Origin of the sequence: Acinetobacter sp. YH12021 (assembly GCF_013420145.1) — a bacterium.
In the GTDB taxonomy this organism is placed as follows: domain Bacteria; phylum Pseudomonadota; class Gammaproteobacteria; order Pseudomonadales; family Moraxellaceae; genus Acinetobacter; species Acinetobacter towneri.
Map to the genome: position 1 here is coordinate 1 of NZ_VOYT01000004.1, position 26812 is coordinate 26812.

The 26812-nt window shown below is 43.9% G+C and carries 24 protein-coding genes and 1 pseudogene; 16 read left to right on the top strand and 9 right to left on the bottom strand.

Annotation, left to right across the window (positions count from 1 at the left end; genetic code table 11):
- Positions 1-956, top strand: a pseudogene (locus FTT91_RS05120) (IS66-like element ISAba25 family transposase); the annotation flags it as partial.
- Positions 957-1224: 268 nt separating this feature from the next.
- On the opposite strand, the gene FTT91_RS05125 reads toward FTT91_RS05120, so the two are convergent.
- Positions 1225-3192 carry a BCCT family transporter gene (locus tag FTT91_RS05125; protein ID WP_180169085.1) on the bottom strand — a complete coding sequence of 656 codons (1968 nt, stop codon included), beginning with the start codon at positions 3190-3192 and terminating at the stop codon, positions 1225-1227.
- Between the two features lie 535 nt (positions 3193-3727).
- Here FTT91_RS05125 and FTT91_RS05130 point away from each other — a divergent pair.
- Complete coding sequence (locus FTT91_RS05130) at positions 3728-3982, top strand: TIGR03643 family protein (protein ID WP_004976999.1); 255 nt, start codon at positions 3728-3730, stop codon at positions 3980-3982.
- Here FTT91_RS05130 and FTT91_RS05135 read toward each other — a convergent pair.
- Both FTT91_RS05135 and FTT91_RS05140 read right to left on the bottom strand, forming a co-directional pair.
- Positions 3979-4131: a DUF2256 domain-containing protein gene (locus FTT91_RS05135; RefSeq protein ID WP_136143616.1), complete on the bottom strand. Its 153-nt coding sequence runs from the start codon at positions 4129-4131 to the stop codon at positions 3979-3981. The two genes, FTT91_RS05130 and FTT91_RS05135, sit on opposite strands and share 4 nt — an antisense overlap.
- Before the next feature lie 3 nt (positions 4132-4134).
- Positions 4135-5658 (bottom strand): cryptochrome/photolyase family protein, encoded by a 1524-nt coding sequence (locus tag FTT91_RS05140; protein WP_180169086.1) that lies wholly within the window; start codon positions 5656-5658, stop codon positions 4135-4137.
- Positions 5659-6047: 389 nt separating this feature from the next.
- Here FTT91_RS05140 and nudC point away from each other — a divergent pair, with 389 nt between their 5' ends.
- From nudC to FTT91_RS05185, 9 genes are all read left to right on the top strand, one after another.
- On the top strand, positions 6048-6815 hold the full coding sequence (gene nudC, locus FTT91_RS05145; RefSeq protein WP_019837893.1) for an NAD(+) diphosphatase: 768 nt from the start codon (positions 6048-6050) through the stop codon (positions 6813-6815).
- A gap of 120 nt (positions 6816-6935) precedes the next feature.
- Entirely contained in the window at positions 6936-7484 is a 549-nt protein-coding gene (locus FTT91_RS05150) for a lipocalin family protein (RefSeq protein WP_180169087.1), read from the top strand.
- Positions 7485-7622: 138 nt separating this feature from the next.
- A complete protein-coding gene (locus tag FTT91_RS05155) occupies positions 7623-8609 on the top strand; it encodes an acyl-CoA desaturase (RefSeq protein WP_180060411.1) in 987 nt (328 codons plus the stop codon).
- Positions 8606-9889 (top strand): NAD(P)/FAD-dependent oxidoreductase, encoded by a 1284-nt coding sequence (locus FTT91_RS05160; protein WP_180169088.1) that lies wholly within the window; start codon positions 8606-8608, stop codon positions 9887-9889. The genes FTT91_RS05155 and FTT91_RS05160 overlap by 4 nt, the downstream gene beginning before the upstream one ends.
- A 9-nt stretch (positions 9890-9898) precedes the next feature.
- Positions 9899-10693, top strand: coding sequence for a DUF1365 domain-containing protein (locus FTT91_RS05165; protein ID WP_180169144.1), 795 nt, complete (start codon positions 9899-9901; stop codon positions 10691-10693).
- Positions 10690-11886, top strand: a complete 1197-nt coding sequence (locus FTT91_RS05170; protein WP_180169089.1) for a cyclopropane-fatty-acyl-phospholipid synthase family protein — start codon at positions 10690-10692, stop codon at positions 11884-11886. The genes FTT91_RS05165 and FTT91_RS05170 overlap by 4 nt, the downstream gene beginning before the upstream one ends.
- A gap of 25 nt (positions 11887-11911) precedes the next feature.
- The gene (locus FTT91_RS05175; RefSeq protein WP_180169090.1) at positions 11912-12691 is read left to right on the top strand and encodes a DUF1295 domain-containing protein; all 780 of its coding nucleotides are present in this window, start codon (positions 11912-11914) and stop codon (positions 12689-12691) included.
- 8 nt (positions 12692-12699) lie between these two features.
- Positions 12700-13749 carry a cyclopropane-fatty-acyl-phospholipid synthase family protein gene (locus FTT91_RS05180; protein ID WP_180169145.1) on the top strand — a complete coding sequence of 350 codons (1050 nt, stop codon included), beginning with the start codon at positions 12700-12702 and terminating at the stop codon, positions 13747-13749.
- A gap of 39 nt (positions 13750-13788) precedes the next feature.
- Complete coding sequence (locus FTT91_RS05185) at positions 13789-15111, top strand: sensor histidine kinase (RefSeq protein WP_373686105.1); 1323 nt, start codon at positions 13789-13791, stop codon at positions 15109-15111.
- Here FTT91_RS05185 and FTT91_RS05190 read toward each other — a convergent pair.
- The 6 genes from FTT91_RS05190 to ribA all read right to left on the bottom strand — a co-directional run bounded on the left by FTT91_RS05190 (position 15108) and on the right by ribA (position 19102).
- Positions 15108-15800 (bottom strand): response regulator transcription factor, encoded by a 693-nt coding sequence (locus FTT91_RS05190; protein WP_004976968.1) that lies wholly within the window; start codon positions 15798-15800, stop codon positions 15108-15110. The genes FTT91_RS05185 and FTT91_RS05190 overlap by 4 nt on opposite strands.
- A gap of 11 nt (positions 15801-15811) precedes the next feature.
- A complete protein-coding gene (locus FTT91_RS05195; protein ID WP_005177287.1) occupies positions 15812-16312 on the bottom strand; it encodes a chalcone isomerase family protein in 501 nt (166 codons plus the stop codon).
- Positions 16288-16860, bottom strand: a complete 573-nt coding sequence (locus FTT91_RS05200) for a nuclear transport factor 2 family protein (protein WP_180169091.1) — start codon at positions 16858-16860, stop codon at positions 16288-16290. Before FTT91_RS05200 ends, FTT91_RS05195 begins: the two co-directional genes overlap by 25 nt.
- A gap of 378 nt (positions 16861-17238) precedes the next feature.
- On the bottom strand, positions 17239-17847 hold the full coding sequence (locus tag FTT91_RS05205; RefSeq protein WP_168397586.1) for a hypothetical protein: 609 nt from the start codon (positions 17845-17847) through the stop codon (positions 17239-17241).
- Positions 17837-17962: a hypothetical protein gene (locus tag FTT91_RS05210; protein ID WP_257229575.1), complete on the bottom strand. Its 126-nt coding sequence runs from the start codon at positions 17960-17962 to the stop codon at positions 17837-17839. Before FTT91_RS05210 ends, FTT91_RS05205 begins: the two co-directional genes overlap by 11 nt.
- 537 nt (positions 17963-18499) lie before the next feature.
- On the bottom strand, positions 18500-19102 hold the full coding sequence (gene ribA, locus FTT91_RS05215; protein ID WP_004976959.1) for a GTP cyclohydrolase II: 603 nt from the start codon (positions 19100-19102) through the stop codon (positions 18500-18502).
- 537 nt (positions 19103-19639) lie between these two features.
- Here ribA and FTT91_RS05220 point away from each other — a divergent pair.
- The 5 genes from FTT91_RS05220 to FTT91_RS05240 all read left to right on the top strand — a co-directional run bounded on the left by FTT91_RS05220 (position 19640) and on the right by FTT91_RS05240 (position 26775).
- The gene (locus tag FTT91_RS05220; RefSeq protein WP_136143601.1) at positions 19640-20548 is read left to right on the top strand and encodes a cation diffusion facilitator family transporter; all 909 of its coding nucleotides are present in this window, start codon (positions 19640-19642) and stop codon (positions 20546-20548) included.
- Between the two features lie 64 nt (positions 20549-20612).
- On the top strand, positions 20613-21032 hold the full coding sequence (locus FTT91_RS05225; RefSeq protein ID WP_180169092.1) for a cation efflux protein, CzcI-like: 420 nt from the start codon (positions 20613-20615) through the stop codon (positions 21030-21032).
- A gap of 47 nt (positions 21033-21079) precedes the next feature.
- The gene (locus tag FTT91_RS05230; RefSeq protein ID WP_163142145.1) at positions 21080-22402 is read left to right on the top strand and encodes a TolC family protein; all 1323 of its coding nucleotides are present in this window, start codon (positions 21080-21082) and stop codon (positions 22400-22402) included.
- Between the two features lies 1 nt (position 22403).
- Positions 22404-23639: an efflux RND transporter periplasmic adaptor subunit gene (locus tag FTT91_RS05235; RefSeq protein ID WP_180169093.1), complete on the top strand. Its 1236-nt coding sequence runs from the start codon at positions 22404-22406 to the stop codon at positions 23637-23639.
- Positions 23629-26775 carry an efflux RND transporter permease subunit gene (locus FTT91_RS05240; RefSeq protein WP_180169094.1) on the top strand — a complete coding sequence of 1049 codons (3147 nt, stop codon included), beginning with the start codon at positions 23629-23631 and terminating at the stop codon, positions 26773-26775. Before FTT91_RS05235 ends, FTT91_RS05240 begins: the two co-directional genes overlap by 11 nt.
- Positions 26776-26812: the final 37 nt, after the last annotated feature.

Sequence of the window (26812 nt, forward strand, 5' to 3'; positions counted from 1 at the left end):
CGCTGTACCGTCAACGTCTGATCTATCAGCGGGCGGGAATCGAACTTTCTAGATCAACTTTATCTGACTGGATAGGTCGCTGCGGTGTAGAACTGGAACCTCTGGCCAATGCCTTAAAAGAGGTGGTGCTGCAACAGCGGGTGCTGCATGCAGATGAAACACCGGTCACCATCATGCGGATGGGTGAGAATAATAAAAAACCGAAGAAAGGTTATGTCTGGGCCTATGCCACTACACAGTACAATCCAGTTCAGGCGGTGATCTATGACTTTCAGGATAGTCGTTCAGGCCAGCATGCTGCAGAGTTCTTGAAAGGCTGGCAGGGTTATCTAGTCTGTGATGATTACAGTGGTTATAAAGCACGCTTTAAATCAGGCCAGGTGATTGAGGTGGGCTGCATGGCCCATGCACGTCGTAAATTCCATGAACTGCATGTAACTGGGAAAAGTCAGGTCGCTGAACAGGCATTAGTGCTGATTCAGAAACTGTATGCGATAGAAGCAGAGCTCAGGAAAAAGACCGATGGTACAGCGGAAGACCGCCGCGAATACCGACAACAGCATAGTCAACCAGTGATGCAACAACTATATGAATGGCTCAACCAACATCATCTGACAGTGCCATCGAGTTCTCCCACCGCCAAGGCCATCAATTACACTCTGAAGCGTTGGCCAGCTTTAAGCCGCTATCTGGATGATGGCAATCTACCGATATGCAACAATTGGGTAGAGAATCAGATGCGTCCCTAGGCGTTGGGGCGCAAGAACTGGCTGTTTGCAGGTTCGCTGCGCAGTGGTCAGCGAGCGGCAAACATCATGACGTTAATCCAGTCAGCAAAGCTGAATGGCTTGGATCCGTATGCCTATTTAAGTGATGTGCTGAAAAGGTTACCGACACACAAAGTGACCCAAATTGAAGAATTGCTGCCGCACTGCTGGAAACCTAAATCGAATTAAAAATTGGTATGGGATTCAGCGGACGCTTACAAAGTTCTTAGCTATTTTTAAGTATAGAAAACCCGACCAGGGGAGATCGGGCTAAAAAAGAAACTACCGCACTAATTTCTGCAATAAATATAACTTAAATCACAAAAAAATAAAAATATGAGCATTCATTCACAGATCGGGCTGGTTGTCCTTCGGATCAAACCAATTTCGTTACACTCATTGTTTTGAGCATAGCAAATTCAGGCAATTACACAATTTAATTTACATTCTCCAATACTTAGTTGCGAACCACATTTAAGAAATATAAATGCCGCTCATATTGTTCCAAAATGTCTTGAAGTAAGTCTTCTTGTGTCCATTCCATCACATTGTAGTTTTTACCACCTTCCCGTAAAAACACTTCAGCAATATAAGACTGCTGAGTATCTTCATTTTGATCTTGAAGCATAAAGCTTGGAGGGAGAGTTTTACTTACAGCTACTTGGTAAATAAAATTAATTTCATCATGATGATTGACTTTGAATAGTAAGCCTTGATCACTTTCGACAATAGATACATCCAGTTGGCGACGTTGAAATTCACGCTTTAAATTCTGAAATGCTTGACGTACATCCTGTTTAATATAGGCTTTGACTTCGGATTCACTGTGAGGCGAATGCATAATTAAACTTAAACGCTGTTGCCAGCTTCTTGGATTATGTATAGCGCGTGGTGTGATTCGAGCACTTTGTAAAGCTTGCATCTTAGTCACATCTAAACGTAAGGCTTTGATGAGTCCGATGCACAATAGCAGCATAATAAAAGTGAACGGTAGGGCACTCATAATAACTGCAGACTGCAAAGCTTCTAAGCCACCTGCAATCAATAAAATAATAGAGAGCACAGCAATAGTTGCTGTCCAAAACAGTCGTTGCCACGCAGGAGAATGTTCTGTTTTTGCTGTTAAATAATCGGTGATTAAAGACCCAGAATCTGCAGAAGTCACAAAGAATAGAAAAACTAAAACCGTTGCAAGTAAGCTAGAAGCCCCAGAAAATGGCAAGTGCTTTAAAAACTCAAATAAGGCAACAGAAGAGTCTTTTTCTACAGCAGCAACTAAACCTCCCTGATTTTCAAAAAGAATACTAAATAGCGCGGCATTACCCATAAAACCCATCCATACCAAAGTGAAACCTGTGGGAATGAGTAATACCCCTACAATAAATTCACGGATGGTGCGTCCACGGGAGACACGAGCGATAAACATACCAACGAATGGCGACCATGAAATCCACCAAGCCCAATACATGATGGTCCATCCACCAATCCAGCCTGTAGGCTGATAAGCATACAGATTAAAGGTCATTGCAAATAAATTGGAAACGTATTGACCAATGTTCTGAATGGTGGTTTGTAAAATATAAATACTCGAACTGGCGAAAAATACAAATGCGAGCAGTATTACGGCCAAAATGATATTTAGTTCAGAAAGTCGTTTAATGCCCTTATCAAGACCAATAAAAACTGAAAATGATGCGAGTGCACTGACTAAGATAATTAAGATAACTTGGGTTTGAATACTATTTTCAAAATCAAATAGATAATTTAGCCCAGAGCTAATTTGAGTTACACCAAAACCTAAAGTGGTTGCGATACCGAATATTGTGCCTATAGTTGCAAAAGTATCAATTCCATCGCCAATAGGGCCATAAATTCGCTTGCCAATAATTGGATATAAGCCAGAACGCACCTTTAAAGGTAAGTTATGTCTAAAAGAGAAATAAGCAAGACTTAATCCCACTAAAGCGTAAATAGCCCAGGCATGCAATCCCCAGTGGAAAAAAGTAATACGCATGGACTGTTGGGCAGATTGGATGGTTTCGGGTGTTCCAGTCGGTGGGCTAACATAGTGCATAACGGGTTCGGCCACACCAAAGAACATTAAGCCAATACCCATTCCTGCGGTAAATAACATGGCAAACCAAGAACTATTTTTATATTCAGGTTCGCTATGATCTGGACCTAATTTAATACGCCCCATTTTAGACAAGGCGATACAGGTAAGCGCGATCAGAAAAATGGCGACAGCAAGTACATAAAACCAACTAAATGAGGCTGTGATCCATTGGTTTAACTGATTGGTGAGCAAGTTAAAAGCATCTGGTGTAAATATCACTAATGCTAAAAAAACAGAAATAATAATCACGGTGCTAAAAAATACATTTGGATTGACGTTATCAAACCAAGATGCTTTTTTGGAAGGCATAATTCCCCCGTATTTTGTCGTAGTTTGGTGCGTGTAGATAAAAGCAAAAATTTCACATTGAGTGAAAAGATAGGAAATCAATCCCTTGATGAGTGTGCTTGGTACAGAATTATCGGCAGAACAACTGATTTGTAATTATATCATTGGATTTACCTTTTAGTAAAACCTGGGGTGTAAAAATGCATTTCAGTATTTTATATACGGTAAATTTTTAGTTAGGAAAAGTGTGGCTAGTAAATCGATGGCTATTCATAGCTTATAAGGCTAATAATTCTCTAGCATAATCTGAAAAATCAACTAGCCTCACAGAGGCTTTGTTGCATAAATATGTAAGCATCTGATTTAAATAAATTTAATTTTGGATCAAAAAACAATCAAAACTATAAAATCATATAATTATGAAATCTTTGTGCAACAAAGCCTTCGTAAACTAGAAAAAATCACAAAAAATTCATGATTGTACTGTTATTCTTTTAGTTAAATTAAAGTCGATAAAGCTTATTGACGCTTCATAATGATTAAAAACGAGAATAGTATGAATCAATTTTCTGAAGAAGACTTATCCAGAATTATAGAAATGGCTTGGGAAGATCGAACTCCTTTTGAAGCTATTTTATGTGAGTATGGTTTAAATGAAGCGGCGGTGATCCGCTTGATGCGTCAAAATATGAAAGCATCGAGTTTTAAAATGTGGCGTGAACGCGTCACCGGCCGAAAAACTAAACATCTGCAACTGCGTTCACCCGACGTGATACGGGCCTATTGTTCACGGCAATACAAGCGTTTCTAAGCGTTTGATTTTGACCGCTGTCTGGACTCACGTTTACATCGTTCAGAACAGTATCTGACTTCCTCCCAGCAGCGTTGCCATTTTTTGCGCCAAGTAAAAGGACGCAAACAGTACATACAGATTTTTTCAGGAAGATGCTGTTTTTTCATGGTTTATAACTCATCAATCTGGCTAAGAAGTTGCTGGGCATGGCTGATGATCTGCGGCCGATCTTTAAGCTTGTCCAGCTGTCGATAGATCATGCCCATACGTGGATGAGTACGGAATGTCGCTTCATGCCGGATCATGAAATACCAGTACAGGCTGTTGAAAGGACAGCTGTCCGGTTCGGTACGGGTTTTGACATTGTAGCTACAGTGCTTGCAGTAATCCGACATCTTATGGATATAATTGCCCGAAGCCCCATAGGGTTTGCTGGCCATAAAGCCGCCATCGGCATGCATCACCATGCCCAAGGTGTTCGGTAGTTCTACCCATTCATAGGCGTCGGCATATACTGCCAGATACCACTCACTGATCTGCTTCGGATCTATACCAGTTAATAAGGCAAAATTTCCAGTCACCATCAAACGCTGAATATGATGTGCATACGCATGCTGAAAAGTATTACGGAAACACTCAGCCATGCACTTCATCTGAGTGCGGCCAGTCCAGTAAAATTGTGGCAAAGGGGTTGAGTACTGCAGCGCATTGCGGCTGGCATACTCTGGCATGTACAGCCAGTAAACTCCGCGGACATATTCGCGCCAGCCGAGGATCTGCCTGATAAAACCTTCCACTGCATTCAGTGGTGCATGACCTTCATGGTAGGCAGCTTCTGCCGCATCACAAACTTCTTTGGGCAGTAACAGACCACAATTTAGATAAGGCGAGAGCAGGCTGTGAAACAGCATGTCTGCACCCTGAGCCATGGCATCCTGATAGTCTCCAAAATGCGGCAAACTGTGAGTAATGAAATGCTCCATTGCAAGCAGGGCATTGCTACGCGTGGTGGCCCAGCGAAAATCGGCAAGGCTGCCGGGGTGATGGGAAAACTCGCGTTCAACCAGTTCCAGTACATCCAGATCAATCTGATCGCGTTCAAAGTACAGTGGCGCGGTCAATGGTGGACTGCCTGACCAAGCCTTGCGATTGGCACTGTCATAGTTCCATTGCTGTCCAAGCGGCTGCTGTCCCTGCATTAAATAGCCGGTCTGCTTACGCATTTCCCGATAAAAATATTCCATACGCAGTGTCTGGTAACGGCTGGCCCAGTGCCGGAACTGCTCCGGACTGCAGAAAAAACGCTCGTCATTCAGACACTGTATCGGCAGTTGCAGCTGCTGGCTCCAGTGCTGTTCAATCTGCTGCTGCAAGCGGTATTCTCCGCATTGGGTCATGACCAGTACTGTGACGGGGAACTGCTGTTGCTGTGCCTGCACAAAATCCAGCAGGCTACGAATCGGACTGCCGGATTGAAAAGCATGATAACGTACACGCCAGCCTTCTGCTTTGAGTTCTTTGGCAAAATGACGCATGGCGCTAAAAATCAGGGCAATTTTCTGCGGATGATGGGCGACATAAGTGGCTTCCTCAACAACTTCGGCCATCAGGATCACATCCCGGGTACGGTCCAGTGTCTTGAGTGTAGCAAGCTGATGATGAAGCTGATCACCCAGAATTAAACCGAAACGCATAGCTATTCCAGACCCAATGAAAGATAGCGCAGTGTAAATTCAGAGAGTTCAATTTTTTGTGAAAATAAATATCAACCCGTATGTTGAATCAATTCAACTCGACCAGATGATCCTCTGACATCGCATAGGAATCATAATTGCTGCAATAAAAGACTGTTCATCTCTACAATGCTAAAGCTAGTTGATGAAACTTACTTTGCATGATTTCTGAGTTCATAATTGGTGTGAAAATTATGTGATTTTAATCAAAAAGATACAAATTATTATGCTTGTAATTTAGGTGGCGTGCACCTAGTATCTGGCTAGAAGTTACTCCATGTAAGCTTCCTTAGTTTTGTCCCATACATCCCCAGTATGGGATTTTTTTTAATCAGGGAATTCTCACGAGCATGCATTCAAAAGCGTATATTTTTAGACAGCAGCAATTATTGGTGGATGAGCATTTTCAGTTGCCGCAGGTAGCCAAACTGCAGCACGACTTGAACTTGACGGAAAATGGCGAGATCATTGCTCGTGACCTGAAAGAAGACGAACCGGTGCCTGAAGGTTATCAGCTGGTTCCGATCCGACAACTAGTGCAAGTCTGGAACAGACCACAATTTGAAGAGGCCAGCCGTGCGGTACAGTTACTGGAATGGCGCCGTAACCACCGCTTTTGCAGTAAATGCGGCCATGCCACCCAGCAACACGCCAGCCAGTATGCCATGGTCTGTCCATCCTGTGGCTATAACCAGTATCCACGGGTGAATCCCTGTGTGATTACCATCATTACCCGGGGCGAAGATGAAATTCTGCTGGCAAAAAATGCCCGCAATAAAACCCAAATGTACAGTCTGATTGCCGGCTTTGTTGAAGTCGGAGAAACCCTGGAAGAGGCAGTCCGCCGTGAAACCCTAGAAGAAGTTGGGCTGCAGATCAAAAACATTCAATATCTGGCCAGCCAGCCGTGGCCGTTTCCCAGCAATCTGATGATGGCCTTCAAGGCGGAATATCATACAGGGGACATTCAAATTCAGGAAAATGAACTGAGCGATGCGCAGTTTTTCAAATTTGATCAGTTACCCGAAATTCCGTTCAAGGGCAGTATTGCCTATGCCATGATTCAGCATGTGATGCATGGTACCCCTGTGGCAGATGACAGCAAAGAATGGCTTTAACCCGGAAACCAGTCTAGGACTTTTTTAGCAGCACGCCTCCTGAATCACATCATTTCGTCTTCACGCTTTGTTCACATGCTGTTGAGTTATCTTAAGCCTAAAATCAAACAAGGCTAAAAAATGAAGATGCTATTCAAGTCTGTTTTGGCAGCGACAACGCTGGCGATAATCAGCTTAAGCTTTACTACGCAAGCTGAAACGGTTCCACCTCAGGCAGTCGATCAGGTTGATATCCAGAAGTATGCTGGTAAATGGTATGAAATTGCGCATTTACCGATGTATTTTCAGCGTAAATGCGTATCGAATATCTCGGCACAATACACTGTCAATGCCGATCAGACTATGGGCGTATTAAATAGCTGCCGGATTGAAAATGGTGAAATGATCAGCTCTGAAGGGGTGGCCTATCCGCAAAATCAGGGCAACAGCAAACTAAAGGTCAGCTTTTTGCCGCCAGGTTTAAGATGGATTCCGTTTACCAGAGGGCATTACTGGGTATTACGCGTGGATCCGGAATATAAAGTGGCACTGGTCGGTGGACCGAGTACCAAATACCTGTGGATTTTATCGCGTGAACCGCAACTGGATGAAGCCATCTATAAGTCTTATCTGGAGACAGCAAAATATTATGGTTATGACATCACAAAACTGATCAAATTGTCGCATTAATCTGTTAACCTTTTGCCGAACTGACCACTCTCTCTACACAGTTCGGCTTTTTTTATTTCATTTCACATAAAATTCATATCTGACTGATTACACTCATCAAATAGAATAAAGACAATCGCTTGAAAATAGGATGAGTCCATGTTGAAAAGTCTGATGCGATGGATAGACAGCTGGTCTACACCCACAGCGCCCGAAACACTGACGGCTGAAAACAGCAAGATTCAGTGGCTGAGGATTTTACCCTTTATTCTATTACATCTAGCCTGTCTCGCCGTGTTCTGGGTGGGAGTGTCGTGGTTTGCGATTGGCTTTATGCTGCTGTTCTACCTGATCCGCATGTTTTCCATCACCGCTTTTTTTCATCGTTATCTGTCACATAAAACTTTTCAGACTTCGCGTCCGGTACAGTTCCTGTTTGTGTTGATGGGTACCATGAGTGCGCAGCGTGGCCCGCTCTGGTGGGCGGCGCATCACCGTTATCACCATCGCTATACCGATACCTTGCAAGACCCGCATTCCTCCACGCATGGTTTTTGGTACAGCCACGTTGGCTGGTTTTTAAACGAATATAACTTTGCCACGCGTAAAGAAGTGATCAAGGACTGGCTGAAATATCCAGAACTGATCTGGCTGGACCGCTTCAGTTTAATTGTGGTGCTGCTGACCGCGGGAGGAATTTATGCACTCGGGGAGTGGGTGGCCATCACCTGGCCGCAACTTGGTACATCAGGCCTGCAATTGCTAGTGTGGGGCTTTGTCGTGTCTACCGTCTTACTGATCCATGCCACCTTGTGTATCAATTCACTGGCGCATCATTATGGCAGCCGAGATTTTGACACGGATGATCACAGCCGCAACAATTTATTCCTGTCGATCATTACCTTGGGCGAAGGCTGGCACAACAATCACCATTATTATGCCGGCAGTACCCGGCAGGGTTTTTACTGGTGGCAGATTGATGTGACCTATTACCTGCTGAAACTCATGTCTTTGTTCGGGCTGGTCTGGGGACTCAAGCCCATTCCGGCACGTGTCTATGACGTCAGTAAAATTGCCCGGGCTCGAAAACAGAAAAAAGCTGCCAAGACCGGCACTCCGACTATCCATTCAAAGGAATCACCATGAAAATTGCAATTATTGGTTCAGGTATTTCCGGTCTGTATGCTGCCTGGAAACTCAGCAAAGCGCATGAAGTCACAGTCTTTGAAAAGAATAACTACTTTGGTGGTCATACCGATACCCATCAGCTGAATATCGATGGTGAACAGGTTGCGGTGGACAGTGGCTTTATTGTCTTTAATGAGCATAACTATCCGCTGTTCTGCGCCATGCTAAAAGAACTTGGCATTCAATCGCAAAGCAGTGACATGGGCTTTTCGGTGAATAATCAGGTCACTGGCTTACAGTACAATCCTTCAAAAAAATTCTCGTTATTGTTCCGACCTCAAAACTTTTTTAATGCAGATTTTCGCGCGATGTTGTCCGATCTGTTCCGCTTCTATGCCGCCAATAAAGATCTGGATGTCGAGCATGTCGATGCACAGCTCAGTATAGATGAGTATCTGGATCGGCATGGCTATTCCGAAGCCTTCCGTCAGGAACATCTCTATCCGATGTGCGGGGCGCTGTGGTCCTGCCCGGTGGAACAGGTCGGACAGATTCCGTATAAGTTTGTGGTGAGCTTTTTCCAGCATCATCGCATGTTGCAGCTCAAAGACCGTCCTTTATGGCTGACGGTCAAGGGTGGATCAGCTCGCTACGTCCGTGCCATTCAGGCCCAATGCAATATCACGCTTCGTAAAGCTGCTGTGCATCAGGTGTCTCGCAGTGCCAATGATGTGCTGATTGAAACCCAACAGGACAGTGAGCGTTTTGACTGGGTGATTTTCGCCAGCCACGCCGATGACAGCCTGAAACTGCTGAAAGACCCGACCGCGCAGGAGCTGGACGTGCTAGGCAAGTTCCACTATCAGGATAACCGCATGGTGGTACATTCCGATACCTCTATCATGCCCAAATCCCGTCGCCAGTGGGCCAGCTGGCATGTACACGTCACGCCGACTCAGGTCACTGAACAGACGCCATTCCAACACAGTGGCACACATTATGGCTTTAGCTACTGGATGAACCAGTTGCAGAACCTGAACTGCAAAACCCAGGTCTTTGCCACCCTGAATCCTAATTTTGCCCTGAATCCGAAAAAAGTCTGGATAGAACGACATTACCGTCATCCAGTGTTTGATGCCCCGGCGATTGAAGCACAGCAACGCTGGGCCGAGGTCAACGGCCAAAACCGCACCTCATATTGCGGCGCTTACTGGGGCTGGGGCTTTCATGAGGATGGGGCACGTAGCGCATCATGGGTAATCGATCAGCTATTAAAACAGGCCGAACAGGCAGACTAGGAGCGCATGATGCAGATGTATCCACTTGCGATCGCCACTGCTGAAATCCGGCATCGACGTTATTTGCCCCAAGCCCATGCTTTTAAAACCCAGCTGAGCTATCTATGGTTTGATCCAGATCAACTCGCGACGTTTACCCGAAAATCCTGGCTGTGGTCATCTAAACGCTGGAATTTCCTGACCCTAGATGAGCGAGATTTTCTGACTATGGAATGTGGCTCGATTCGGCAGAAGATTGCACGCCTGCTGATCAAGCGGGAAAACTACCTGCTTCCGCATGCCGCGTCTATCCGGGTGCTGGCTTTACCGCGCACACTGGGTTTCCGTTTCAATTCCGTAGTATTTTATCTGGTCTTTGGTGCCACAGACCAGTTGCTCTTTGTGCTGAGTGAAATCACCAACACACCGTGGAATGAACGACAGGTCTACATTCACGACTGCCAAAACAATGCAGACGAATATGCGCCGTACCAGAGTCACCAGTTTGACTTTAAAAAGGCCTTTCATGTGTCGCCGTTCATGCCGATGGGGCTGGATTATCGCTGGCGCTTCAGCTTCTCCGATCAGCAGAACGTGATTCATATGCAGCTGTTTGAGCAGGGCGTGCTGCAATTCGATGCCACCCTGAAATTTTCCCTGCAGGCCATCACGGTTCCTTCACAGCAGCATCGCTATGCTGTGCTGAAAGTTCTTGAACCCTTCAGGATGATCAGCGGAATTTATTTGCATGCCTTTCGTTTATGGAAAAAGAAAATTCCGTTTTACCGGCATCCTAAAAAAGAAAAAGGAAACACATTGCAATGAAAACACTATTCATGGGAGAGCAAAGCACACTGCCGGTAGTATTACGGCATTTGCTGAAATTACGGCATGGTCAGCTGATTTTTAAAGGCGTCTGGAACGGGTCGGTCGGGGAAAACAGCGATCTTGAGGCTGTGATTCAGGTGCATGATGCCCGTCTGATGGAACTGTTGTTCCGTAATGGTGTGCTCGGTGCAGCAGAGGGTTTTATCCGCGGTTACTGGAGCAGTGAAGACTTGGTGGATGTGATCCGCATTCTGGCACGCAACCGTGATGTGCTGGACCGGATGAACCAGAATGCACTGGCCAAAGCTAGCCAATTGCTGTTAAAGGTCTGGTACCAATCGCGCAAGAACTCGATTGATGGCAGCCGTAAAAATATTGCCGAGCATTATGACCTAAGCAATGACTTTTTCAAGCTGTTCCTGGATAGCAGCATGATGTATTCCAGTGCAGTGTTTAAAGAGCCGGGCATGAGCCTGGAACAGGCTTCGGATTATAAAAAAGAGCTGATCTGTCAGAAACTGCAGTTACAACCGATGGATCATTTAGTTGAAATTGGCAGTGGTTGGGGAGGTTTTGCTATTTATGCAGCTCAGCATTATGGCTGCAAGGTCACCACCATCACCATTTCCAAGGCACAGTATGATGAAGCCGTGGCCCGGATAGCTGCAGCGGGACTGTCACATCGCGTTGATGTGCAACTAAAAGATTACCGCCTATTGGAAGGCAAATACGACAAACTGGTGTCGATTGAAATGATCGAGGCCGTAGGTGAGCAGTATTTACCAACTTATTTCCGAAAATGCCGCGAGCTCCTCAAGCCGAATGGTCTAGCGTTGATACAGGCCATCACCATTGAAGATGCACGCTATGCCAAAGCCCTGAATACCGTTGACTATATCAAGCGCTATATTTTCCCGGGCAGTTTTATTCCCTGTATCAGTGTCATGACCCAGACCGCTTCCGAACAAAAACTGCGACTCAAACATCTGGAAGATATCGGCCAGAGCTATGCCCAGACCTTGCACTGCTGGCGTCAGCGTTTCTTGCAGCAGCATGATCAGGTACTTGGGCTTGGCTTTGATGAGCGTTTTATCCGCATGTGGGATTTTTATCTGTGTTATTGCGAAGGTGGCTTCCGCGAAGGCGTGATCAGTGATGTACATCTGCTGTTCGAAGTCAGTGCCTACTAAGCCAAGATAAAACAGGAGGGACGAAATGCTGCTGAATTTACTGATGCTGAATGTCTTTATTATGCTGTGTAGCTGGCTGCTGGTGACCTATAACCGCAGAGCAGGGCTGGTCGATGTCGCTTGGAGTTTCAGTATTGCCCTCAATGTGATTATTGCCGCTTGGGCAATTCACAGTGCACCACTGTTGGTTCGGTTATTTCTGGGACTGGCGAGTGGGATCTGGTTTTCACGGCTGACTTGGCATCTGTTACGGCGCTATGCCAATGAAACCCAAGAAGACACGCGTTATGCCAACATGCGCCGAGCGATGGGGGATTATCAGCATCTTGGTTTTCTGGTGTTTTTTATATTTCAGGCAGGTTTGGCGCTACTGTTTTCCTACCCAATGCTGAAGTTGTTAAGTATCTCGACCGAGCAATGGAATGACTGGACTTTGGTCACTGTGATTGGGGCGGGTATGATCATGCTCTTGGCTTTGATAGGTGAAAGCACTGCCGATCAGCAACTTTACCGTTTTAAGCTAGATCCACAGAATCAAGGTAAAACCATGGATCAGGGCTTGTGGAAATATTCGCGCCATCCGAATTATTTTTTTGAATGGCTGCATTGGTTTGCCTATCCAGTGCTCGGTTTGGCAGCAGGATGCTATGAATTATGGATATATCCACTGCTGATGTGGCTATTCTTGTACTACTTTACAGGTATTCCCTTTAGTGAAAAACAGGCGCTCGCCCACCGTGGCGACAACTATAAAGACTATCAACGACGAACTTCAATGTTTATTCCGTGGCCACCCAAAGAGTAGGTAAATACATGGACTTTATGATTAAAAAAACCTTAGAACTGATCGAAAATGGCAAGGTGCCAGACCCAGTGATTCGTGCAGGCATTCGTACTTTAAGCAAAAAACGTTTGGCACAAGAAGGTCGGTTTAACCCCGCATTGGCAGCGCAACGCTATATGGATGTGCTGACCATGCTGAAAAACAGCGAAATTGCCATTGAGACAGACAAAGCCAATGAACAGCATTATGAACTGCCGACCGCATTTTTTCAGGCAGTACTCGGTAAGCGTTTGAAATATAGCGCGAGTCTCTTTGAACATGCCGATACAACGCTAGACCAAGCCGAAGAAGCTGCTCTTGCATGCTATTGCCAGCGAGCACAACTGAAAGACGGGCAGGATATTTTGGAAATTGGCTGCGGTTGGGGTTCTTTAAGTCTATATATGGCCGAGCGTTATCCAAGGGCCCGTATTACAGTCGTGTCAAATTCTTCAACGCAGCGCGAGTATATTCAGGAACAAGCCCGTTTAAAAAAACTGGATAACCTGACGGTGATCACCTGCGACGTCAATGTGCTGCAACTGGAACCCGCGTCCTTTGACCGCGTGGTTTCGGTGGAAATGTTTGAACACGTACGTAATTACCAGAAACTGTTTGAAAATATCAGCAGCTGGCTGAAAGCGGATGGTCTGCTCTGGTGCCATATTTTCTGTCACCGTTTCCTGCATTATCCGTTTGAAGTGAAAAATGAATTCGACTGGATGTCGAGATATTTCTTTAGTGGCGGACTGATGCCGGCAGCTTCGACCTTTCTGCATTTCCAGCAGCATTTGCAATTAGAGCAGCACTGGCAATGGGCCGGCACGCAGTATGAACGCACCTCAAATGCCTGGCTGGAGAACATGGACCAGAAACAGGTCGAGCTGCAGCCCCTGTTTGAACAGACCTATGGTGCAGATGCCGCCATCTGGTGGCAACGCTGGCGGATTTTCTTTATGGCCTGTGCCGAGCTGTTCGGTTATGAGCATGGACGCGAGTGGGTGATCGGTCACTTTCTGTTTAAAAAGAAAACCGTATAATTGAATGGCGAATCGGATGGGCCAGCGGGGAATGCACCAATGTTAAAGCTGTTCAGGGACAAACACGATCATCCTCTGGGTGAGGTGTTTAACCGCTATTACTGGCTGCAAATCGGATTCATTGCCCTGTCTGTGGTGATCGGGATTGGCTGTAGTGCTTGGGTAATCAAGGGTTCCCTGCTCAGAACTGCGCTAGAACAGGAAATGTCACACTACTGGCAGCGGCTGGAACGTAATCCGGCTGCTGAACTGCCCGACACCAAAAACCTGTATGGTTACCGCTGGAGCGATGTGCCGCCAGTCCAATTTCGCCACATGCAGCTTGAGCAAGGGGTGAACCGGCATTTTGTCGATGGCAAGGAGCGCATGACCGTGTATGGTGAAAAAGACGGACAGCATGTGCTGCTGGTGTTTGGCGAAAGCAACGTCAACAAGCTGGTCTGGCTGTTTGGTCTGGCACCGCTGATGGTCAGCCTGTTTGTGCTATATAGTGTGCTGTGGTGGTGGAACCGTCGGGCCCGGCGCTATTTTTCCCCGATTACCCGTCTGGCCAATGCGCTGGAATATATCGACTGGGAACATCAGAAAAATCAGGCTTCGCCTTTTCAGGACATCCGCACCGACTCTAATCTGGAAGCTGAATACCTCAAGCAGGCGCTGGAAAAATATCATCAGGTATTAAGCGAATTTATTCAGCGTGAGCGTGAATTTACCGGAGATGTCAGCCATGAGCTACGCACGCCACTGACCATTTTAAAAGGGAATGTGCAGCTGTGTCAGGCACGCTATGGCGACAACAAGTCCTTTACCCGCCTGCATAACACCATTGAAGACATGCAGCTGCTGGTCGATACCTTGCTGGCCATTGCCCGCAATACCACCAACACTTTAACTGCTGAACCGACCATGCTTTCAGAATGTCTGGACAATCTGGTGCAGGATCTGGAAAGTGTCAGTCATAACAAAGGCATGCAGATAGACCTGCAAAAAGACCTCGATGAACAGCCGCGTAAACTTTATCCATCCATGACCAAAATGGTGTTTGGCAATATTCTGCGCAATGCGCTGAACTATTCACAGGGCACAGAAATTGATGTGATTCTGGAAAAAAATAAAGTGCTGATTGCTGACAATGGGGTCGGCATGTCTTTACCTAACAATTCTAAAGTTCAGGAACTGTCTGGTCAGCAGCTACAACTGGAAATCAAAGGGCATGGTATTGGATTGCAATTGGTGCAAAAGCTATGCAAACAGCTAGGTTGGCGTGTGGAGCTGTTTGACAGGCAATATTATCTTGACACTCATCAGAATGTTGATCTAGCAATGACCACTGGACTGATTGTTGTTGTGTACCTAAATTAGGCTTCATCTTCGAAAGCAATTTTTAAACCAATCCCAGATATGGTGTGAATCAGCTTTTGTTCAAAGGGTTTATCGACCATTTTGCGTAAATTATAGATATGACTGCGCAGAGCATCACTTTCTGGCTCTTCGTCACCCCAAAGCTGCATCATAATTTCCTGTTTGGTCAGTACTTTAGGAGAATGACGCATCAATAGTTTCAAAAGTTTAAACTGAATTGGAGGCAATTCAATGTTCTGCCCAGCTCGAGTTAGCTGCTGTGTTGCGGGGTCCAAAATTAGGTCATGAATTTGCAGACGACTGTTGGATACTTCACCCAGGGAGCGTTTGATCAGGGCCTTCACCCGAACCACCAGCTCGTTAAAATCGAAAGGCTTGACCAGATAATCATCCGTGCCGGAATTGAAGCCTTTGAGTTTATCATCCAAGGTATCCCGAGCGGTAAGCATCAAGACAGGTAAGTCTAACCCCTCTTCATTGCGTAACCACTCGCACAGTTCATAACCAGAACCATCAGGCAAATTAATGTCTAGTAGTAAGATATGGTAGCGTTGCTGTTTCAGTAATTGTCTAGCAGCACTCAGATTGCGAGCATGATCGACCACAAAGCCATGTTCTTCCAGAAACTCACATAGGGTAGAGGCCAGTTCATAATGGTCTTCAACCATCAGGATAAAATGTTTCGACATAGCGGCAGATACTAATTTAATAATTGCTGTTTTAATTTAGCACTAAATGGCTGGGGACCCAGCCATATATTAAAATATTGTTGTGCCAGAGGATGTTTAAGCTGCCCTAAACTTTGCTGGTTCAAAGATAAGCTCAGGGTCTGTGTAGCATGGTTGTATTTTAAACGGTAGAGGTCGCCTGATCTGACCGGACGATACAAATCGGTGATTGGGTTGAATAGAGCATGTATTTTTGCGTCTTTAACATTACGTTTCAGTAAATGTGTGGCCGCACGCTTAAATGCCCATTCCGGAATATTCTGTGTATAGGAAAAGTCCATCTGTATATTTTGTTTTTCCCAGGACTGGCTACAGTTTTGGGCAAAATAACTGGCCATACCGACCTGTTTTTGACCCACCATCAGCGGACCATTGCCGCATTGATTCAGGCTTTGTGCCTGTGCCCATGGACAGAAGCTACATCCCATCACTAACGCTGTACTAATCGCTATTTTTTGAAAGGCAGTAGCCATGAGTAGACCCCTCCAACATAAGGCAGGGAACGGTACAGGCCATTCGCAGGGTCCCAGAAATCCTGCTGGAAAATAATCTTGTTGTTTTCGTTGATCTTGATTTCACTGATACCGTAAGAGTCCATACTGCGGGTCGTGCCGAACATTTTAAAATCATAGGCCATATGCCAGTGCACATAGGCAGAGTCCTGATGATAAGAAGCGTTTAACAGCTTGACGCTGACCTTGCTGACCCGTTTGTTCATGCCTTGAAAGTGCTCCAGCAGATTTTGACGGGATGAAAATTGCGATAGGGTATCATTAATAAACAGCTGTTCGGCATACAGCGATCCAGCTCTTTCCACAAATTCCGGTGTGCCCAAGGTATTAAAGGCTGAGGTAAAGCGGAGGCCGATATCCTGAGCTTTAGCCTGATCCAGCGCTATCCCCTGAATACCGTTTCTGGATTGGGCGTAATTGGCTGAATAACTGGGGATACTTTTACATCCGGCTAACAACAGAAGCGGCAAGGATAAGGCTGTAGCAATTAGTGTTTTTACAAGTCTCATCATCAGTGTCCGTATGAAGTGTATGTTTATACCTTAGGCAGCACAGCGTGAACAGAATGTGAAATAAACGTTATAGATGAGCAATTGAATAGAGTTTTTCAAATCAAAGATTAGACCTCTTGCGTTAGTCAAAATTTAATCAGTGATAAGCGTTGATTTTTAAATAAATATCAAAATCTGATTTAGGCTTGCATATGGACACCTAAACCTACCAATTACAGCTAAGTTTATTGTTTGCAAGAGCTTCTTTGACAGGCTTTAAGTCATATGTTTGAGCTGAGAGCTGATCGCCTATAGCTGGGGTCAATTTTACTTTGCCATTTGTAAGGTAAAAGGGGTTAATTTTAATCAAGATTACATCAGAATCAGGATGTAACCCTACAACTGATTAGAATCCTTAAAGCCGTACACTATGAATCTTACTAACCACGATATTAAGAAAAACATCGCTAGTGGGAAAAGTAAGGTCAAATAAAACATCTTCTTTTGATAAGCTAAAATTTTTTTCTTAGTTTCCAAACTAGAAGCATGAGTTTTTAAATAGAATTGTTCATCAATGCTATTAACGAACTCAAATTTTCCACTGACTATCGCTGTTTTTTCTTTATCTGGGTAACAATCAAAGGTGTACAAATTTGGTTGAGCATAAAAAATCTGAAAGGCACATTGGTAAAACCCCAAATAGTTAAAACTTTTAGCTTCAACATACTCGGATGTCAACTTGTCCAGTGTGTATGATCTCAAAGGAAAGGGGATTACTGATAAAGAGGCCTTAGTATCTTGAAAGATAAAAATTGAATCTTCCAAATTCTCTTGTAACTTACGTTCATCCATTTTACTTATAGTACAAGTTCCATCGTCAACCACACAAAAAACAGCATGTTCAAGAGGATTAAAGATCCTACGTTCAGCTAAGTAATAACCGAGACCAAGTAGCGGTAGAAAAAGGACTAAAGATAAACGAACATACTGTTGTTTAGTAATCATAAGGAACCTCAAAAAAGGCTGTTATCTGATAAGGATATTGTCCCACCCCTAAAAACCAGCGTGTAATCGCCTTACGATCAACTTCCAAGTTCTTTGCAATCTGTGTGTTGTTCATACCGTTAGCCTTCAGCTGTACTGCTTGCTCACGCTAGGTGGCATAAGCTGCACCTTTAGCTCCACGTTGAACCTGTACTGCTTTGATTTTTAAATAAATATCAAAGTCTAAAATAGTCATTAAAGATACTTTCGCAAGAGGTCTATTAAATGTTTAACTTTTTTCTTCGGCCATTAACCAATCAATGATATTCATAACATCACGATTTTCGTTATTTTTTCTGACCATAGCATAAAAATTATAGTCACAATAGATAAAACCAAAAGGGGCAATGATCTTTCCATTTAACATTTCTTTTTCTACTAGAATTTGAGGTGCTATCGCACTTCAAGTTTTACTCTGCCAGGGAATGAACGCAACTTTAGAAAAAGTCACAGTTTTTTCGCAAATCCTGAGAGAAAATAAAGAATAAGCCAGCTTCTTTGATAGGTATTCTTTAAAACCATAATTGAATATAAAACAATCTTTTATCTTTACCTTCTCCCGTGAGGGAGATGGAGCTTTATACGTGGATTTTTTTCTATAAGTGATCGCTTTTTAAAAATCACTATTATCATATAGATGTGACATGCGTTTTTGCTTTGTTTCAAGATAAGCTTTGTTAAAGATATTTAAACCAACTTTTAAAGGAATACGTTCAACAACATTAATTCCTAAATCAGTTAAAGATTTAATTTTAAGGGGATTATTTGTAATGAGTTTTACATTCTTTATTTTTAAATAATCTAACATAATGGTACACATATCATATTTACGAGCATCTGCTGGTAAATTTAATAATAAATTGGCGTCAAGAGTATCATGTCCTTGGTCTTGAAGGGCGTAAGCTCGAATTTTATTGGTTAGTCCTATGCCGCGACCTTCTTGGCGTAAGTATAAGATCACACCTTGACCTGCATCATTAATCATTTTCATGGTTGAATGTAATTGGGGGCCACAATCACATTTGAGTGATCCAAAAGCGTCACCTGTTAAGCACTCTGAATGAATTCTAACGAGTACAGGTTGATTAGAAATAGTACCCATGCCTTTAGCAAGAGCGATATGTTCTTCACCAGTACTTTGGTCTTGAAACGCTATAATTTCAAAATCACCAAATGCAGTCGGTAGTTTTGATTTTGAAACAAACTCTATAGCCATTGAAGAATACACCTATATAAATTTATATTTGGTACAATTTACTTAATCTAACTTGAAAGCATTGGCTAATTTTTTTCAGTCAAAAATTTCAGCATTTTACTTCCAAGTAAAGAGTATGTATTTAATAGTGAATTTTTTGTGAAATATTAAGTTGACAAAATAACTAACCAAGCTAAAAAAATTTTTTAGTTAGCTGAGGCTTTGTTGCTTAAATATGTAAGTATCTGATTTAAATAAATTTAATTTTGAATAAAAAATAATCAAAACTTTTAAAATCATATGGTTATGAAAACTTTGCGCAACAAAGCCGAACAGATGCCAAAATAATTGATCTGGTACAGCATATTACACAAACAGGCTATACGCAGGCCATCAACTTTTTAACAGGTAAAAAACGTCGCAAATAAAGACGTATTCACATGAAAGATGATTTTATCGTTTTAACCGAGTATGCTGAATCGAGTAATTTTTAAATTAATAAAAGCTTTGATTTCAATGCTGAAGCATTCCGTTAAATAAAATGATAAGGAGCCCTACATGAGTGGTTCTCATAACCATGATCACAGTCATGTTGAAGTGACTGCAAAAAATGCCAAGAAATTAACCATTGCACTTGCTCTGACGTTTACCTTCTTAATTGTGGAAGTGGTTGCAGGATTTATCACACAAAGTTTGGCCTTACTGTCCGATGCAGCGCATATGTTTACCGATGCCGCTGCTTTAGCCATTGCTTTAGCAGCCATCAAAATTGGGCAAAAGCCTGCCGATGATAAACGTACTTTTGGCTATCAGCGGTTTGAAATCTTGGCAGCTTTGTTTAATGCCATGATGTTATTTGTGGTGGCGATTTACATTTTATATGAAGCCTATCAGCGTTTTAGTCAACCACCTGAAATTCAAAGCTTGGGTATGCTGATTGTTGCGGCTTTGGGTTTAATCATCAATCTGATTTCAATGAAAATTTTGGTGTCGAGCAGCCAAGACAGCTTAAATGTGAAAGGGGCTTATCTTGAGGTGCTCAGTGATGCATTAGGTTCTGTGGGTGTGATCATTGGCGCACTGGTGATTTATTTCACAGGTTGGATGTGGGTAGATACCGTTATTGCTGTGTTGATTGGCTTTTGGGTCTTACCTCGAACTTGGGTGCTACTGAAACAAAGTATCAATATTTTGCTCGAAGGTGTGCCAAGTGAAATTGATATTGAATCTTTACGTAATGACTTGCTGGCTTTAGAGGGTGTACAAGGCATTCATCAGCTTAAAGTTTGGGCGATTACTTCTAAAAATGTGCATTTAACAGCGCATTTGATTGCACCCGATGTAGATCAAAGAGCTTTATACCACCAAGCTGTAGAGTTATTGGGGCATGAGCATGGAATTACGCAAGTGACTTTACAGATTGAAGAAGATGAATGCCATCCACACCAACACGAACATAGTCATTAAAAAGACTTGACCTTAGACTTAGTCTAGGCTTTACAATAGCGTCACTTTATTTCAGTACGACATTATGCGTTCTACCACGTCGATTAGCGTCTTAGTTGCTTTATTCATGTTCCAAAGTCTATGGAACGTGGCGGCAGCTTTTTGCGTCCATGAAGAACAAAAAGCTCAAGTCGTGACTCAACAAAGTTTTCATTTTGGCCACCATCAAACCACCTTGTGTGCGTCTGATGATAAGGCACACCAGCAAAGCAGTGCCGATAGCCATACTCAAACGGCAAATGATCAGTTTGAATTGGGTGAAGACCATCAAGATCATTTACCCACAATGGCACATTTGATTATTCCGAAAGAAAAAAACTATCAACTGCCACTCGCGTTTGAACTTCGTGAGTGTCCGCAGTTTTTTTGGCACAATGCCTATCAAGCCCCTGATTTATTGGGGCAACATCCTCCTCCTGAACTTTCCCCGCTAATGGTGGGGTAGCCTAAAACATTTCCCACCACTTCTTCTAAAAATTAGTGGGAAAAAGCATGTCGAATCAATTTAAGGCGTTTATACGCCAAGCTCTTGCTGTGGGCATAACAACAGCCGCGATGCAATGGAGTTTTGCCGAACCGATCAAGACTTTGGATGAAGCTTTAGCAAAAGTAGAGCGCTATCAAAACCAAAGTGAAATTGGGCAACACAGTCAAAGCATTTCAGAGCTGAACATCAAAAACAGTGGCCTATGGCAAAATCCTAACTTAAATATCAATCAAGATGGTTTTGGTTCAAATACCGATCAAGAGCTCAGTATTGCCATCAGTCAGCCCTTAGATGTGTTTGGACAGCGTAAGCTCAATCAAAAACTCGCAGAAACAGCGCACCAACAAATGCAGTTACAGCAACAACTGTGGACAGCACAAAGCCAATTGGTGGTGAAATTTGCATGGTCTCAATTGGCTTTGGCACAAGTTGAAAAATCGCTGTACGCAGCACAACTCAAAGTGAGTCAAAACAATTTAGACAGTGCCAAAAAACGTTATCAGGCGGGCAGTATTTCTTTGGTTGACTATGAACGTGCGCAAATCGAAAGTTTGGATATGCAGCGCTTATACCAACAAGCGGTATTGGCAGAACAAGTAGCACAGCGTCAACTCTCAAACCTATGGGGCGAAACCAAAGCCGATATTCAACTCAATGCGACCACCATGCCATGGCCAGATCAAAGTGATGCCACAGTACAGCGCTATATTGCTGAAGGTTGGTTGGAAAAGCTGTATGCACTGAACATTCAACAATCCAATTTAAATATTGAAAGTTTAAAAGTGCAGGCGCGTCCTAATCCGACCTTAAATGTCGGCATGAAACGAAGCCAAGCACCGAATGAAAGTAGCGATACCACATTAGGTGTCGGTGTGGATATTCCGCTGAATATTTTTAACCGCCAGCAATACAGCATTCCGATGGCCCAGCGCCAGCAAAGCTTGTTAAATCAGCAGCAACAGCGCGAGTTAAAACAGCAGATTTTAGATATCGCCAATGCCATGCATGAGCTTAAAGGACTAAAACTGCAGTTCAGTGCGATCAGTCAACAAACCACTTTGGCAGAACAAGTGCAAGTCCGCACACTGCAAGGTTTTAAAGCGGGAAAGTTGTCCATTACCGACATTCAACAAGCCAACTCACAACTGCAAAGCATACGCCTTGGGCAGTTGCAGTTATTACGTCAAGCTTGGCAGACCGCATTGAGCGCAGAAGCACTCAGCCTCGGTACCAGCTATGAACAGATCAGTAGTTCAGATGCTTTTAGCCAAATCAGTAAAAATTCGATCGCACAAATACAAGACCTCATCCTTGGCGGAGCACAATAATATGCAACTAAAAAACCAATTTGGAAAAATATCACAGCCATTGATGATTGGCCTTTTGCTCCTTATTACATTCCTCATCGCTGTTGGGATCTGGTTTAGCTCCAAAGATAAAACCATCGATGAACATGCGCATGCCGAACATGAAGAATCTGAACCTACGGATAAGCCCGAGGCAGAAAAAGGACATGCCGAGGAAGGTGAAATTCAACTGACAGCGCAGCAACTGACAGAGCAAGGCATTCAAATCGCTTCAGCTCAACAAGGTGTGGTGTCTCAAGTCACCGTTCTACCCGGAAAGCTTGTGGTGAATACCGATCAGCAAGCTCATATTTCGCCAAACTTTGGTGGGCATGTGGAACAGGTGAATGTTGAACTTGGTCAAAACATACAAAAAGGACAAACCTTAGCTGTACTGTCTGTACCCGAGCTGATCGATCAACAAGCCAATTTGCGGATGGCCCAAGCTAGCTTGGATTTAGCGCGTCAAGATTATCAACGTGAACAGCAGTTATGGTCACAGGGCATTTCTGCCAAGCAAGATTATCAACGGGCAGAAAATGCTTACCGACAAGCGCAGATTACTGTGCAATCGGTGCAAAGCCGCTTAAACGCCCTAGGTGCAACAGGTGGGGTAAATGGTCGTTTTGCCATTAAAGCACCCATTTCAGGTGTGATTAGCCAAAAAGATATCGTAGTGGGTGAAAACGTACAATTGGCCGATCAGCTTTTTGTGATTGAACAATTTAAAGAGTTATGGCTTGAGTTTAATCTGCCTGCTCAGTACTCAGGTCAGTTACAAGCCAATCAGAGTCTGACATTTAAGCCGAATGTTTCTGATCAAAAATATGAAGCCGTCATCCAAAGCTTAAATTCTCAAGCCGATGCACAAACAGGACGTTTGGTGGTACGTGCTAAATTAAAAAGCCAAGCGGCTGAACTACGTCCAAATGTTTTGGTGAATATCTTTTTAGACAATACCAGTTCCAAAACAGCACTTCGCGTCCATAAAAGTGCTATTCAAAACATTGAAGGTCAAACTTCGGTATTTGTAGTCGACGCGGAACAAAAAGGACAAGTGCATTTGAAAGCGCAGCCCGTTCAACTTGGACAAGCTTCAAACGACGCTCAATGGGTGGAAGTAATTTCAGGCCTAACAGCAGGACAACGCTATGTCAGTCAAGGCAGCTTTGTGCTTAAGTCTGAACTAGAAAAAGGCGAGGCTGATCATGCACACTAATCATGATTTACCCAAGCCTGAGGGTTTGTTTGAACGAATTATTCAGTTCTCTATTCAAAATGCAATTTGGGTCATGCTCTTTGTCTGTACATGGATTGCGGTCGGAGTTTATAGCTATCAAAAACTGCCGATCGATGCAGTGCCTGATATTACCAATACGCAAGTACAAATTAATACCCAAGCCAATGGTTTTACAGCACTAGAGGTTGAGCAGCGGATTACCTATCCAATTGAAACTGCAATGGCGGGTATTCCCGATTTACAGTTGACTCGCTCGATTTCACGTTATGGTTTGTCCCAAGTCACTATTGTATTTGAGGATGGTACAGACATCTATTGGGCACGTCAGCAGATTAATCAGCGGGTGCAAGAGGTCAAAGCGGACTTACCTAGCGATGTTTCCCCAACCATGTCACCAGTTTCAACGGGTTTGGGTGAAATTTATCAGTGGGTGATTAAAGCCGAACCGAATGCTAAAAAAGCGGATGGTATAGCTTATAGCGCGATGGACTTGCGGGAGATCCAAGATTGGATTGTTCGCCCACAACTGCAACGTGTTGCGGGAGTTGCAGAGGTCAACAGTATTGGCGGGTTTAACAAAACCTATGTGGTTGCTCCCGACTTTAACCGTATGCAGCAGTTGAATATTTCCTTGAGCCAACTGCAAACCGCTTTACAGGAAAATAATGAAAACCGTGGGGCAGGTTTTATTGAGGAAAATGGTCAGCAACTCACAGTGCGTGTTCCAGGGACACTCAACAGTCTTGCAGACATTGAAAATACAGCGGTTGCCAGCCCAAAAGGGAACCCTATTCGTGTCGCAGATATTGCGCAGGTTTCAATTGATCATGACCTCAGAACAGGAGGCGCAACCTATAACGGCGAAGAAACTGTACTCGGCATCGCTATGATGATGATGGGAGAAAATAGTCGAACGGTGTCTAAAGCTGTAGATGCCAAAATTCAGGAGGTGCAAAGTAGTTTACCGCAAGGCGTTAGAATCGAAACAGTTTATGACCGCACCACGTTGGTAGAAAAAGCCATTAAAACAGTGCAAAAGAACTTGGTTGAAGGCGCAATCTTGGTGATTGTGATCCTCTTTTTATTCTTAGGTAATATTCGTGCGGCGTTAATTACAGCCTGTGTGATTCCACTGTCTATGCTGTTTACTTTAAAGGGTATGGCACAGCAGAACATCAGTGCCAACCTAATGAGTTTGGGTGCATTGGATTTCGGTATTATTGTCGATGGCGCAGTGGTAATTGTTGAAAACTGTATTCGCCGTTTAGCCCATGCGCAGCAGTTACTCAAACGACCGTTGACTCAGTCGGAACGTTTTAAAGAAGTATTTTTGGCAGCGCGCCAAGCCCGTCGACCGCTCATTTTTGGTCAACTGATTATTTTAGTGGTGTACTTACCGATTTTTGCACTGACTGGTGTAGAAGCAAAAATGTTCCACCCAATGGCTTTGACTGTTGTACTTGCGCTCGTTGCAGCCATTATTTTGTCGATCAGCTTTGTACCTGCGGCTGTCGCACTTTTTGTTAAAGGTGACATCAAAGAAACTGAAAGCCGTTGGATGCTGTGGCTAAAGGATCGTTATCAACGTGTATTGGACTGTGCCTATCAATATAAAGCAGTGGTTTTAACCTTTGCACTGTGCTTGTTGATGTTGACAGGATTACTTGCAACACGTATCGGCAGTGAGTTTGCGCCGCAACTGAGTGAAGGTGACTTTGCTGTACAGCAATTGCGCTCTCCAAGCACAGGCTTAGAAGAATCACTTCGTATTCAGGAAAATACGGAAAAGCTACTTCTGAAAAAATTCCCTGAAATACACGCTATTTTTGCGCGAACAGGCACGGCTGAAGTGGCGACCGATGTAATGCCTCCAAATATTTCAGATGGTTATGTCATGTTAAAACCCCGTGATGCATGGCCAAACCCGAAAGAAACATTGCATGAACTGCGTAGCCGTATGCAGGCGTATTTAGCGACATTGCCCGGTAACAACAGTGAGTTTTCTCAGCCAATTGAACTGCGTTTCAATGAGTTAATATCGGGTGTACGTAGTGATGTCGGTGTCAAAATCTTTGGCGATGACATGCAAGTATTAAATGCGGAAGCTGAAAAAATCAGTAAATTGATTCAACAGGTTTCAGGCAGTACCGCCGTTAAAGTTGAACAAACGTCGGGTTTACCTTTGCTCAATGTGGAAATTGATAAAAGTTTAGCAGCTCAATATGGCTTAAGTGTCAAAACTATACAAGACTATGTGTCAGCAAGCATTGGCGGACAAAATGTCGGTGAAATTTTACAGGGTGACCGCCGTTTTGACTTTGTGATTCGGCTCAGTGAGCAAGATCGTAGTCTCAGTGGGATTGCGCAACTGCCAATACAGCTTCCAAATGGTGGCAGTATTTTACTTACCGATATTGCCACTGTAAAAATGATGGATGGCATCAACCAAGTCAGCCGTGAAAACGGCAAACGGCGTGTGATTGTCACGGCGAATGTGGAAGGGCGTGATTTGGGCTCTTTTGTCACAGAAGTACAAAGTCAGCTTAAGCAGTATCCTCTACCAAGTGGTTACTGGATTGAATATGGTGGTCAGTTTGAAAATCTGGCCTCGGCGCAGGCTCGAATGCAGATTGTGATTCCACTGGCGTTACTGACAATCTTTATTTTGCTGATGGCCGTTTTCCATAACATCAAAGAAAGCTTGTTGGTGTTCACGGGTGTTCCATTTGCTCTAACTGGCGGAGTGCTTTTCTTGTGGTTAAGAGACATTCCCTTGTCAATGTCGGCGGGTATTGGTTTCATTGCCTTGTCTGGCGTTGCCGTCTTAAATGGTTTGGTCATGCTGACCTTTATTAAAGAGCTAAGAGGGCAATATCGCCTGCATGAAGCCGTTTGGCAGGGAGCGATTTTGCGATTAAGGCCTGTTTTAATGACCGCTTGTGTGGCGTCCTTAGGTTTTGTTCCCATGGCGCTTGCCACAGGCACAGGGGCAGAGGTTCAACGTCCACTGGCGACCGTGGTGATTGGTGGAATTATTTCTTCGACGTTATTGACCTTGGTGCTATTACCAGTGTTGTATCGTTGGATGAATGCAAAAAAAGAAACGGAAGTTTAATTCCTTAATCAGATGAAGTATGAGGAGGTAAAATACT